This window comes from Halomonas sp. ML-15 (assembly GCF_014779595.1).
In the GTDB taxonomy this organism is placed as follows: Bacteria; Pseudomonadota; Gammaproteobacteria; order Pseudomonadales; family Halomonadaceae; genus Franzmannia.
Map to the genome: position 1 here is coordinate 258253 of NZ_JACXZT010000019.1, position 12164 is coordinate 270416.

14 protein-coding genes are annotated in these 12164 nt (G+C 65.7%); 6 read left to right on the forward strand and 8 right to left on the reverse strand.

All coding sequences use genetic code 11. The annotated features are described in order from the left end of the window. Nucleotides 1-16 precede the first annotated feature (16 nt). Nucleotides 17-403 (forward strand): c-type cytochrome, encoded by a 387-nt coding sequence (locus tag IEI94_RS12810; protein ID WP_191167699.1) that lies wholly within the window; start codon nucleotides 17-19, stop codon nucleotides 401-403. Nucleotides 404-414: 11 nt separating this feature from the next. Here IEI94_RS12810 and IEI94_RS12815 read toward each other — a convergent pair whose 3' ends face one another. From IEI94_RS12815 to IEI94_RS12850, 8 genes are all read right to left on the reverse strand, one after another. Then, complete coding sequence (locus tag IEI94_RS12815) at nucleotides 415-1218, reverse strand: ABC transporter permease (RefSeq protein WP_191167700.1); 804 nt, start codon at nucleotides 1216-1218, stop codon at nucleotides 415-417. Beyond that, nucleotides 1215-1979 carry an ABC transporter ATP-binding protein gene (locus tag IEI94_RS12820; RefSeq protein ID WP_191167701.1) on the reverse strand — a complete coding sequence of 255 codons (765 nt, stop codon included), beginning with the start codon at nucleotides 1977-1979 and terminating at the stop codon, nucleotides 1215-1217. The genes IEI94_RS12815 and IEI94_RS12820 overlap by 4 nt, the downstream gene beginning before the upstream one ends. Beyond that, a complete protein-coding gene (locus tag IEI94_RS12825) occupies nucleotides 1976-2980 on the reverse strand; it encodes a PQQ-dependent catabolism-associated beta-propeller protein (protein ID WP_191167702.1) in 1005 nt (334 codons plus the stop codon). The genes IEI94_RS12820 and IEI94_RS12825 overlap by 4 nt, the downstream gene beginning before the upstream one ends. Next, the gene (locus IEI94_RS12830) at nucleotides 2968-4197 is read right to left on the reverse strand and encodes an ABC transporter substrate-binding protein (protein ID WP_191167703.1); all 1230 of its coding nucleotides are present in this window, start codon (nucleotides 4195-4197) and stop codon (nucleotides 2968-2970) included. Before IEI94_RS12830 ends, IEI94_RS12825 begins: the two co-directional genes overlap by 13 nt. A gap of 59 nt (nucleotides 4198-4256) precedes the next feature. Next, nucleotides 4257-4907, reverse strand: a complete 651-nt coding sequence (locus tag IEI94_RS12835; RefSeq protein ID WP_191167704.1) for a hypothetical protein — start codon at nucleotides 4905-4907, stop codon at nucleotides 4257-4259. Then, nucleotides 4904-5755, reverse strand: a complete 852-nt coding sequence (locus IEI94_RS12840; RefSeq protein WP_191167705.1) for a quinoprotein dehydrogenase-associated putative ABC transporter substrate-binding protein — start codon at nucleotides 5753-5755, stop codon at nucleotides 4904-4906. The genes IEI94_RS12835 and IEI94_RS12840 overlap by 4 nt, the downstream gene beginning before the upstream one ends. A 64-nt stretch (nucleotides 5756-5819) precedes the next feature. Then, the gene (locus IEI94_RS12845; protein ID WP_191167706.1) at nucleotides 5820-6362 is read right to left on the reverse strand and encodes a c-type cytochrome; all 543 of its coding nucleotides are present in this window, start codon (nucleotides 6360-6362) and stop codon (nucleotides 5820-5822) included. A gap of 154 nt (nucleotides 6363-6516) precedes the next feature. Next, nucleotides 6517-8349 carry a methanol/ethanol family PQQ-dependent dehydrogenase gene (locus IEI94_RS12850; RefSeq protein ID WP_318153395.1) on the reverse strand — a complete coding sequence of 611 codons (1833 nt, stop codon included), beginning with the start codon at nucleotides 8347-8349 and terminating at the stop codon, nucleotides 6517-6519. Nucleotides 8350-8736: 387 nt separating this feature from the next. On the opposite strand from IEI94_RS12850, the gene pqqA reads away from it, so the two are divergent. From pqqA to pqqE, 5 genes are all read left to right on the forward strand, one after another. After that, complete coding sequence (gene pqqA / locus IEI94_RS12855) at nucleotides 8737-8808, forward strand: pyrroloquinoline quinone precursor peptide PqqA (RefSeq protein WP_076750166.1); 72 nt, start codon at nucleotides 8737-8739, stop codon at nucleotides 8806-8808. A 153-nt stretch (nucleotides 8809-8961) separates the two neighbouring features. Continuing rightward, nucleotides 8962-9891, forward strand: coding sequence for a pyrroloquinoline quinone biosynthesis protein PqqB (gene pqqB / locus IEI94_RS12860; protein WP_191167707.1), 930 nt, complete (start codon nucleotides 8962-8964; stop codon nucleotides 9889-9891). 62 nt (nucleotides 9892-9953) lie between these two features. Beyond that, entirely contained in the window at nucleotides 9954-10736 is a 783-nt protein-coding gene (pqqC, locus tag IEI94_RS12865) for a pyrroloquinoline-quinone synthase PqqC (RefSeq protein WP_191167708.1), read from the forward strand. After that, nucleotides 10733-11020 (forward strand): pyrroloquinoline quinone biosynthesis peptide chaperone PqqD, encoded by a 288-nt coding sequence (pqqD, locus tag IEI94_RS12870; protein WP_191167709.1) that lies wholly within the window; start codon nucleotides 10733-10735, stop codon nucleotides 11018-11020. The genes pqqC and pqqD overlap by 4 nt, the downstream gene beginning before the upstream one ends. Further along, nucleotides 11013-12164, forward strand: coding sequence for a pyrroloquinoline quinone biosynthesis protein PqqE (pqqE, locus tag IEI94_RS12875; RefSeq protein ID WP_191167710.1), 1152 nt, complete (start codon nucleotides 11013-11015; stop codon nucleotides 12162-12164). Before pqqD ends, pqqE begins: the two co-directional genes overlap by 8 nt.

The window sequence follows — 12164 nt, forward strand, 5'->3', positions numbered from 1 at the left end:
CAGGAGCGCTGACGCGATGCCCCTTTCCCGCTGGCCGGGCCCCAGGCTGCCGGTCGCTGTGCTACTGGCTGGCGCAGTACTGCCGGCGCTGGCCGATGATGTTCGCGAAGGCGAACGGGTCTTTCGCAACCACTGCTACGGCTGCCATGCGCTACAGGAAGGCGTGCATCGCGCCGGTCCCAGTCTGTTCGAGGTGATCGGCCGCCCGGTCGGCGGCCTGGACGATTTCGACTACTCCACGGTGCTGGACGCGGCGGACTTCCGCTGGGATGCCGAGACGCTGGATGCGTTTCTGGCCGACCCCGAGGCGCTGCTGCCGGGCAACCGCATGGTGCTGTGGGGGCTGGACGACACCCCGCGCCGGGCGCTGATCCACTATCTAGAAGCGCAATCCAGCGATTGATGCTCTTGGCCTCAGTCGCCGCCCCCGCCCTTGCGCGCCATCATGCCCCGCGCCGGATTGTAGCCGAGGATCGCCAGCGCCAGTAGCACCAGGGTGGTGGCCACCACGATCATCACCGCCTCAAGGTTGAGCTGCTCATAGAGCGCGAAGCGGATCATCTCCACGGCGTAGGTGAAGGGGTTGAGCGCGGCGATCTGATAGACCAGATAGCTGCCCTCGCGGATTCGCCACAGCGGGTAGAGCGCCGAAGAGAGAAAGAACATCGGGAAGATCACGAAGTTCATCACCCCGGCGAAGTTCTCCAGCTGCTTGACGAAGGTCGACAGCAGCATGCCCAGGGCGCCAACCATAAAGCCGGTGACGATCAGCGCCGGCAGGATCCACAGGTAGCCCATCACCGGTGCCTGGATGCCGTAGAACCAGGCGATGGTCAGGAAGACGTAGACCTGCACGATCGACACCATGGTCCCCGCCAGCAGCTTGCAGATCAGCAGATACCAGCGCGGGAAGGGGCTGACCAGCAGCACCCGCATGCTGCCCATCTCGCGGTCATAGACCATCGACAGCGAACTCTGCATGCCATTGAACAGCTGAATCATCCCCACCAGGCCGGGGATGATATAGACCTCATACAGGATGTAGGTCTTGTAGGGGTCGGTCATCGCCACGCCCAGCGCCATGCGAAAGCCGGCGGCGAACACGAACAGCCAGATCAGCGGCCGTACCAGCGCCGCCACGAAGCGCGTGCGCTGGTGCAGGAAGCGCAGCAGCTCGCGACCTACCACGCCGCGCAGGCAGTGCAGGTAGCGGTTCATATGGTCACCTCGGCGGGACCCAGGGTCAGGGTGTCGAAGGCCTCACCGATGGAGGTGGCGCCGCTGGCGGCGAGCACCTCGCTGACGCTGCCGCTGGCGCGCACCCGCCCGGCATCGAGCACCACCACGCGATCCTCGGGGTAGACCTCGTCGATCAGGTGGGTGGCCCAAAGCACCGCCACGCCCTCCTCCACGCACAGCCGATGGACCCGCTCGACCAGGTCGCGGCGCGCGGCAATATCCAGCCCCACGGTGGGCTCGTCGAGCAGCAGCAGCCGCGGCCGATGCAGCAGGCCGCGGGCGATCTCCACCCGCCGCCGCTGGCCGCCGGAGAGCTGGCGCACCCGGGTCTTTAGCGACTCGCCCAGCCCGACCCGCTGCAGCTGCTCCTCGGCACGCCGACGCGCCTCACGTGGGCCCATGCCATGCAGGGCGGCGTGATAGGTGAGGTTCTGGCGTACCGTGAGATCGAGATCCAGGGTCGGCTGCTGGAAGACCACGCCCATCCGCGCGTGGGCCGCCACGGCATCCCGGCGCAGCTCATAGCCGCCGACGTGAATGCTGCCCACGCGGCGGTCATAGAGCCGCGTGATCAGCGAAAACAGGGTGGTCTTGCCGGCCCCGTTGGGACCCAGCAAGACCGTGAACTGCCCCGCCTCGAGGCGCAAGCCGACCTCCTGCAGCACCGGCTTGCCGCTGTAGCTGAAGCTCAGCCCTTCCACCTCGAGCGCGGGGACCTCTGTGTTCTCGCCCAACGTCATGGCTGGACGATTACCCCCCACGGGAAGCGCCCTACCGGGATCGACTGCAGCGCGGTGAGATTCTCGACGTCGATCACCGTGACGTCGCCGCTGACGCCATTGGTGGTATAGAGCCGCGTCTCGTCCTCGTTGAGCGCCAGATGCCAGACCCGCTGGCCGACCAAGATATAGTCGAGCACCTCGTAGGTCTGCTGGTCGACTACCGCCACGCGGTTGGAGGGCCCCAGCGCCACGAAGCCGTAGCGGCCGTCGGAGGTGAGCTGGATGCCTACCGCCTGCACGGTTTCCCGCGGCACCCCGGGCACATCGAAGCGAATGGTGTGCTCGACGTCGAAGCTGTCGACCATATCCAGTATCGAGACGGTGGCGGCGATCTCCGCCGAGACCCACGCCTCGCGGCCGTCGTGGGTGAACTCGGCATGGCGCGGGCGCGCCCCCACCAGCCGGTGGTACACGGTCTCCATCAGCTCGGTGTCGATGATATGCGCCATATTGGAGGTCTCGGTGGTAGAGACCAGCCAACGGCCGTCGGGACTGATACCCAGCCCCTCCGGCTCGACCCCTACCGGGATTTCGGTGACCAGGGTGCGCCGTTCGTAGTCGAGCACCGAGACGATATTGTCGTCCTCGTTGGAGACGTAGATATAGGGTCGATTGGGGTCGACGCGAATCACCTCGGGATCCTCGCCAGAGGCCTGGCTGCGCACTACCTGCAGCGTCTCCAGGTCGATCATGTCGATCGCCTCGTCGTCGCCCACGGCGACGAACAGCTCGCTGCCGTCGCTGCTGAAGGCCATCGAGCGTGGCCGACGGCCGACGTCGATGGTCTCGACCACCTCCAGGCTCGCGCCGTCGATCACCGAGATGGTGTTGTCCTTCTCATTGGAGACGAAAATGCGTTCGGCGCTGGCGGCCAGCGGGGTCAGGGCCAGGGCGCCCAGCGCCAGCCCGAGCAGCGTCGGCTTGAACATGGCGGCAGTCTCGCGGCTTAGAATTGGCATTGTGATTCCCCCTCGTCGACACCCATGGCATCCAGTGGCGTACGCGGATGCAGATAGCCCTCCTGGGGCGAGACCGAGGCCACCATGCGCGGCCCGCTGATCAGGATCGGCTGGCGCAGCTGATGGTTCCAGGTGCGGTAGCTGACCGGGAAGCCCAGATAGCCGGCCAGTTCGAACTCGTCGCTGAGCATATACTCGACCACGTCGTCGCGCTCCACCGAGCCGGTACGCGCGGCGGCCTCGCCCAGCGAGCGCACCGCCAGCCAGGCGCCGAAGTCCTGGGGCGTCATCCAGCGGTCGGCGATCCGCTCGAAGCGCCGCTGCAGCTGCACCGCCCCCCAGGATTCATGGGAGCGATGCCAGGCGGTGGCCATCAGCCCCTGGGTGCCGGCCACCGGCCGCGGCAGCCAGGTCTGATTGGGGAAGAACTCGCCGAAGTAGTCGGTCTCGTCGGAGATCACCAGCACGTCGTGCTCGGCGAACTCCTGGAGGAACACCGGGATCTCGCGCTGGATATCGTGGAAGCCCCCCTCGGAGCGGCGCGCCATGGCCTCGTAGGGCCACATCTCTTCGCTGACCACCTCATGGCCAAAGCGCTCGGCGGACTCGCGCAGGGCCTCGGCGAACAGCCGATCCTGATCGGTATTGCCGTAGACCAGCCCCCAGCGGTCCCACTGCTTGTAGCCGAGGAACTGCGACAGGGCATCGGCCAACATGCGTCGGCTGGGGACGCTGTGGAACAGCTGGGCGTGGCACGACTCGCTGCGCAGATGGTCGTCGCGGGCCGCGGCGTTGAACACCACCCGCTCGCCAAGCGCCTGATGCTCGAGCAGCGTACTCAGGTCATCGGCATTCAGCCCACTGATGATCCAGTCGGCGCCCTGCTCGATCAGCTGCTCGAGGCCGGCGGACACGTCACCGCCGGGCTCGACCATGGCCTCGACGAGCACGAACTCCTGGCCAAGAAACTGGCCGGTGGCGTTGTTGTCGTTGACCGCCAGACGCGCCCCCTGCACGCCATCGTCGTCGATCACCGGATCGAGCACCGAGAGCGGCTCGAGATCGTCGGGTCGCTCCATGCCCAGGTAGCCCAGGGTAATGGTGGCGACCTCGTCGTCCTGCGCCAGCGCGGGACTCGCCAGCGCCACCGCAGTGGCCAGCGTGCCCGCCACCAGCCAGCCCGTCAGCGGACGGACACCCACGTTACCAGCCCACATATGCACTCCCTAGCGGGGATCACCCGCGCCTATTGTCGTTGTTAGCGCCTCTTGGCGGCCTACATCCCGGCGTCGATGATGCGTACCATCTGGCCGAGCCGTTCCTCGAGCAGATAGGGCTGCTCGCACAGCGCCGGCAGGGACTGCTGGCGCGTCTGGAAAGTGCGCTGCTCCCAGAACAGCGCCTTGGAGAGCTCCTCCTCCTGGTGTGGGTCGATGTCATCCTCGGCGCGCAGCGCCTCGAGTTCGTCGACCATCTCGGCGACCTTCTCGAGCCGCGCGACCTGGGCCCGCGAGGCGCCCCGGATACGTTCGATGGTGCGGCTACGCTCGCGCTGAGTGAGCTCGAAGAGGCCCGAGAAGAGCAGCGTCAGGCGCTCCTCGCGTTCGGCGGGGTCGTCGTCGGCGAGACTCTCGACGAACTCGCGTACCCGCTGCATGGCGTCGTCGCTGCGGGTCTCCCGCGACATCGCATAGCGCACTACGCGCCCCACTTCCTGGTCGTCCCACCACGCCTCCTCGACCTCATCCAGCGGCGGGCCGGTCCAGATAGCGCCCCATGCCAGCTCCGGCACCAGCCGCTGCACGCAGGGCCAGTCGGGGGGGCCAGTGGCGGCACGCTGGGCCTCGGCGTGGGGAGGTGACGACAGCGCCAGCAGCAGGCCCAGCGGCAGGCCCCACAGCAGGGCGGGGGTGCGGAAGGTTTTCATGAGGACGCCTCCCCATTGAACGTTGCCGGATCGAGCAGCACGCCGCGGCGATCGAGCAGCGGCACCTGGTACTCGACCAGGATGGCGTTGATCTGGTCCTGATGGCGGTCGATGAAGTCGTTGATCCAGTCCTTCCACTGCGGCTCGCCGCGGCGGATCCCCATGGTGATGCGGAAGTCCAGGCGCACATCGCCGCCGTTTTCATGCAGCGGCAGCACCTTGAGGGGGGGATCGTGACGCGCGGCGAAGTAACCGGCCATCGGCCCCCAGATCACCGCGCCATCCAGGGTGCCGTTGGCCACGTCATCCACCGCGTCGCGCACCGGGGCACGCTCTCGGGTGTCGACCTGCAGCAGGTAGTTGCGCACCGTGGCGCCGCTGCGCCGCAGCGGCACGATGGGTGGCGTCTCGGCAATCACGCCGATATCGAGCCCCTCTAGCGCCGGATCGTCGAGGCGGGTGATCTCAGCCTCGAAGTCCGCCGGCACCACCAGCGAATAGACCGAGCGGTAGTACTCGTTGGTGTTCTGCAGGTGCTCGTAGCCCGCCACCACGCCGATCATCACGTCGCAGACGCGCAGCTCCAGGGTATTGCGCACGAAGCCCATGACCTGGGGTGCCCACACATAGCGCAGCGGCACGTCCAGATCGTCGGCCATCAGCTCGGCGATGCGGTTCTCGAAGCCCTCGCCAGCGCTATTGGTAAAAGGCAGGTTGTTGCCGTCGGCGCAGACCCGCAGCTGGTCGCGCTCATACAGCTCGGGCAGGTCGGCGTGGGCCGAGCCGATGCCCTGGGTCAGCAGCCAGACGGCCGCCGTAAGACATGTCAGGGAACCGCATAACCTCATGACGCTCTCCGCTTGCCAAGGGGGAGGGGGATACCTATGGATGGCGGGCTCAGCGCCCGCTGCGTCATGACGCCTCGTCTTCCAGTTTCTCTTCGGCCTCCAGTGTCTCGTCGCTGATCTCCTCTTCGAGATGTTCGATGATCCGCGGCCGCCCCCGGCCGATATCGCCGGCCGCGCGGCCGCGCATGTAACTGTAGATATTCTCCAGGTTGCCGAGCACATAGGGGTCGTCGGCAAACGCTGGCATCACCTGGCCCGGCTGCACTTCTCGCCCGCCGGCAATGGTCCGGGCGAACTCGGCGAAATCACGCCGCTCCGAGGCGCGTACCAGATTGGGGGCAAACGAAGAGCCCAGCCCATCGGGGCCGTGGCAGGCCTGACAGGAGCGGGTGTAGGCGATATAGCCTTCGTAGGTGTCGGGGTCGACCTTGCCATCCTCGACCAGATACTCGCCGGCGGCGCTGGTATCGACCGCGTCGTCGTCCTTATCACTGTTGCTGCTGGCCACGGCCAGTGCGGACATGCTCAAGCCGGCAGCCATCAGGACGGCGACCAGCGAGGGTGTGGCAAAACGGGACGTCTGGCGTGACGTGAAGCGTCTAATCATGTGCGTGCCCTTATATTCGAGCGCTGATGCGAGCCTCGTGGCGGCGCTCGTTATCTCGCCGGGCAGCGCCCGGCGCTGATTGTCATGATGTTGCCGTCAGGAATTTGCGCTCATAAGGCGCCATGACGCCGCAGCGTCATGGCGCCTGTCCGACTCAGGAGTCGGGCAGTTCGAACACGGTCAGCACGCCGCCCAGTTCGGTATAGTCCGACAGGGCAGAGAACACGCCTACCGCACCGAGACCCTCCTCGGGATCCTCGAGCCCCGCCGCAAGACCGATGCCGGCCCAGCCACCGACCCCGGAGAGCACGGCGATATACTGCTTGCCCTCATGGCGGAAGGTGTTGACGTTGCCGATGATTCCGGACGGGGTCTTGAAGCGCCACAGCTCCTCGCCGTTCTCGATGTCGACCGCCTTCACGTAGCCCTCGAGGGTGCCGTAGAAGGCCAGATCACCGGCGGTGGTCAGCGCGCCACTCCAGACCGCGAAGCGCTCGTCGACTTCCCACACCACTTCCCCGGCAACCGGGTCCCAGGCGATAAAGCTGCCCATGCGACCTTCCATGCCGCCGTTCTCCACCGGTGCCGGCATCATGGTCAGGGTCGCGCCCACATAGGGCTGGCCCGCCACGTAGTCGGTCTCGAAGGGCTCATAGTTCATGCAGATGCGGTTGATACCGGCATACATCAGCCCGGTTTCCGGCGAGAACGAACTCGGCTGCATGTTCTTGGCGCCCATCGCAGTGGGGCAGATATCGGTGGTATTGACGTCCACGCCCTGGGTGAAGGGGCTGTAGTCTTCGTCGAGTACCGGACGTCCGGTCTCCATATCGTAGTGAGTGGCCCAGTTGGTTTCCGGAGCGAATTTCTCGACGGTGATCAGTTCACCGTTCTCACGATCCATCAGGAAACCGAAACCGGTACGGTCGATGATCGCCAGGCCTTTGCGGTTTTCACCGTCGACCTCGACGTCGATCAGCACGTTCTCGTTGACGCCGTCGTAATCCCACTCGTCGAACGGCACCTTCTGGTAGACCCACTTGGTCTCACCGGTGTTGGGGTCGCGGGCGAATACCGTGATGCCCCACTTGTTATCCGCCGGCTCGCCGTCGATGGCGCGCTGGTCGGGGTTCCAGGTGCCCGGGTTACCGGTGCCGTAGTAGATCAGGTCGAGTTCGGGGTCGTAGGTTACCCAGCCCCAGGGCGCCCCGCCGCCACGCTCCCACTCGCCGTCGGGCCAGGTGGTCACGCCGAGATCGGCCTCGCCGATGGGTTCGCCCATCATCAGGGTGGTCTCGGGATCGATCAGCACCTCGGAGTCAGGCCCCTGGGAGTAGCCGCGCCAGGCCATCTCGCCGGTCTCGATGTCGTAGGCGGTGAGGTGGCCGCGGATGCCGTACTCGCCACCGCTGACGCCGACGATGACCTTGTCATGCACCACCAGCGGCGACATGGTCATGGTTTCGCCTTGGGTGTGGTCACCGTTGCTGACCTCCCATAGCACCTCGCCATCCTCGGCGTTGAGCGCCACCACGGTGTTGTCGGCCTGGTTGAGGAAGATCTTGCCGTCGGCGTAGGCCACGCCGCGGTTGACGGTATCGCAGCACATCACCGGGATGACACGGGAGTCCTGATCCGGCTCATAGGACCAGATCACCCGTCCATCTTCTTCCAGATCGAGGGCGAATACCTTGTTGGGGAAAGGAGTGTGAATGTAGAGCCGCCCATCGCCGACATACAGCGGACCGCCCTCATGGCCGCGCAGCACGCCGGTAGAGAACTGCCAAGCGGGTCGCAGGTTATTGACGTTGTCGCGGTTGATATCGCTGAGTTTGCTGTAGCGGTGACCTTGGTAGTTACCGAGCTGGGTGGCCCATAGGTCGTCGTTTTCGAGTAATTCCATCAGGCTGTCATTGGCGTGGGTAGTCGCCGCTGTGACAGCCAGAAGTCCCGCGGCTGCGAGTGCGCAGCTCATCTTGAGATGCATGGCGTTGTCTCCTAGCACTGAAGGTGCATCCCCTCGCCCGGGACTGGGCCACGGATGCATCTTTCATTGTTATGGTTTTCCTAACAGCACACTGAAGGTCTAGCACAAGAATCCGCCATGCACCGGTCTTAAGCAGTGGGTTTTCGACTAACGAAATGGTCAAAAGACTTTTGCTGTGGCGGCATAATCGGCACGAAGTATCCCGTCTCACCGAAAAATCGTCGTAAGGCCATGCTTTATAAGCAGTACCGGGATAGCACAACATCTGTTGAGCGAGCAGCGCGGGGCTTCTGACACTGGATGCGACTTAGGTAGCAAGGCGAGGAACCCACGACGTGCTTTACTGGTCACTGTAAGTGCCAACCCACCGTCGACAGGAGTGTTCCTATGTGGACCAAACCGACCTATCAGGATCTGCGTCTCGGCTTCGAAGTCACGCTCTACATCGCCAATCGCTGATCATGGCCTACTGGTAAGACGCTCCGAATTTCGGGGCGTCTTGCTTTTGGTGGGTATTAAACGCCGGCGTTTGATGATTATCTTATAAAGACTCATACAACAGCGCCCCCTTCGCAACACGGTGAAGGATGCGGTGATACGCCAGGAGGTGGCATGCAGATACTGGTACTCGGGGCGGCGGCGGGCGGCGGTTTCCCTCAGTGGAACTGCAACTGCCGAATGTGCCGTGGCGTGCGCGATGGCAGCGTCCAGGCCACGCCACGTACCCAGTCGTCGATCGCCATCAGCAGCGACGGCGAAAGCTGGCTGCTGTGTAACGCTTCCCCCGATATTCGCGCCCAGCTAGCCGCCAATCCCGAGCTACACCCCAAGCGTATCCCCCGCGATAGCGGTATTTCCGGCGTGGTGCTGATGGACGCCCAGATCGATCACGCCACCGGCCTGCTGTCGCTGCGTGAAGGCTGCCCGTTCGAGGTGTGGTGCACGCCCAACGTGCACCAGGACCTGAGTACCGGCTTTCCGCTGTTTCGCATGCTCGAGCACTGGCAAGGCGGCCTGAACTGGCAGCGTATCGGCATCGACGACGGCCACTGGGAGGCCGAGTTCAAGGTGCCGGCCTGCCCCGGGTTGACCTTTACCGCGGTGGCCTTGACCAGCAACGCCCCGCCCTACTCGCCGCGCCGCGGGGCCCCGACACCCGGCGACAATATTGGCCTGATGGTCGAGGACACCAGCCGTGGCGCGCGACTCTTCTATGCCCCGGGGCTGGGCGAACTCGACGACCGCACCCGCGGCTACCTGCAGCAGGCCGACTGCATCATGGTCGACGGCACCCTGTGGCGGGACGACGAGCTGGTGCAGGCCGGGGTCGGCCGGGCCACCGGTCGCGATATGGGCCATCTGGCGCTGTCCGGCGAGCATGGCCTGCTCAGCGAACTCGACGCCCTGCCCGAAACCACGCGGCGCGTGCTGATCCATATCAACAACACCAACCCGATCCTCGACGAGCGCTCCGAGCAGCGCGCCACGCTCACCGAGCGGGGAATCGAGGTGGCCTTCGACGGCATGCGCCTGGAGGTGTGAACCCACGCTCGCCAACCGCGTCACACATAACAACGCCTCAAGCGCTTGCCAGGGAGCCTTACATGACCGCAGCCATCGCATCACCGCTAAGCGACACCTCGGGAGAGGCCATGAGCCCGGACGCCTTTCGTCGGGCGCTGCTGGCCAAGGGGGACTACTACCATATCCACCACCCCTATCAGGTCGACATGGCCGCTGGGCGCGCCACCCCCGAACAGCTGCGCGGCTGGGTCGCCAACCGCTTCTACTACCAGATCAATATCCCCCAGAAGGACGCCGCACTGCTGGCCAACTGCCCGGATGCCGCCACCCGGCGGCGCTGGATACAGCGGCTGCTCGATCACGACGGCCACGATGACGACGGCGGCGGTATCGAGGCCTGGCTGACCCTCGGTGAGGCGGTCGGCCTCTCCCGTGACGAGCTGTGGTCCCAGGAGCACGTGCTGCCCGGGGTGCGCTTCGCGGTGGACGCCTATGTCAACTTCGTGCGCCGCGCCGACTGGCGCGAGGCGGCGATCTCGTCGCTCACCGAACTGTTTGCGCCGGAGGCCCACAAGAGCCGCCTGGACACCTGGCCAACCCACTATCCGTGGATCGATGAGGCCGGCTATGGCTACTTTCGCAAGCGCCTCAAGGAGGCGCGCCGCGACGTCGACCACGGTCTCGAGGTGGCCCTCGCCGTGTGCACCACCCGCGCCGCCCAGGAGCGCGCGCTGGAGATCCTGCAGTTCAAGCTCGACGTACTGTGGAGCATGCTCGACGCCATGACCCTGGCCTACCAGCTCGGCCGGCCGCCCTATCACACCGTCACCGACCAGCGCGTCTACCACCGGGGGCTAGCATGAACCAGGAGGTCATCGGCACTCGCGTTTACCGCCTGCGTCCCGGCTGGCGACTACAGTGGGAGGAGGCACAGCAGCGCCACGTGCTGCTGTATCCCGAGGGCATGGTCAAACTCAACGAGAGCGCCGGCGCGATTCTTGGCGAGCTCGACGGCCAGCGCGATGTCGTTACGCTGATCGAACGGCTTCAGGCCAAGTTTCCCGAGGCCCCCGACGGGGCCATCGCCGAGGATGTCCACGCCTTTCTCGTCGACGCCCAACAACAGGGCTGGATCCAGCATGACTGATCACACCGATACCGCCACCGCCAACGGTGAAACCGGCGCGCCGCTGTGGCTGCTCGCCGAGCTCACCTACCGCTGCCCGCTGCAGTGCTCCTACTGCTCGAATCCCCTCGACTTCGCCGCGGTCAAGCAGGAGCTGACGACCGCGGAGTGGATCGACGTGCTGACCCAGGCCCGCGCCATGGGCGCGGTGCAACTGGGCTTCTCCGGCGGCGAGCCGCTGGTGCGCAAGGACCTCGAAACGCTGGTCGCCGAAGCCCGTCGGCTGGGCTTCTATACCAACCTGATCACCTCGGCGCTGGGCCTCGATGAAGCGCGCATTCACGCCCTGCGCGACGCCGGCCTCGACCATATCCAGATCAGCCTGCAGGCCTCCGACCCCGACGTTGCCGCCGCGGTGGCCGGATCAACCAAGGCCCACGCCAAGAAGCTGGCCATGGCCCGGGCGGTCAAGGATGCCGGCTATCCGATGGTGCTCAACGTGGTGCTGCATCGTCACAATATCGACCAGTTGGATACCATCATCGCGCTATGCGATGACCTCGGCGCCGACGCCGTGGAGCTCGCCAACTGCCAGCTCTACGGCTGGGCCCACCTGAATCGCGCCGGACTGCTGCCGAGCCAGGCCCAGCTCGAGGCCGCCGAGGCCACCACCAACCGCTGGCGTCAGCGCCTGGCCGAGCGCGGCCGCGACATGCGCCTGCTGTTCGTGGTGCCCGACTACTATGCCGACCGCCCCAAGGCCTGCATGGGCGGCTGGGGCTCGATCTTCATGACCGTGGCTCCCGACGGCGCGGTGCTGCCCTGTCACAGCGCCCGCATGCTGCCGATGGACTTTCCCAACGCCCGCGAGCGACCGCTGCAGGAGATCTGGTACGACAGCGCTGCCTTCAACCGCTATCGCGGCGATGACTGGATGCAGGAGCCCTGCCGCAGCTGCGACGAGCGCCACAAGGATGTCGGCGGCTGCCGCTGCCAGGCCTATATGCTCACCGGCGACCCGGCGGCCACCGACCCGGTCTGCGACCTGTCGCCGGATCACCACCTGATCGAGGCGGCACGCCGCGAGGCCGCCGACGACAGCCGCTCGGCGCAGGCGCTGACGCTACGCAACGCCCGGGAGTCGCAGGTCTTCTGTCGCACCTAG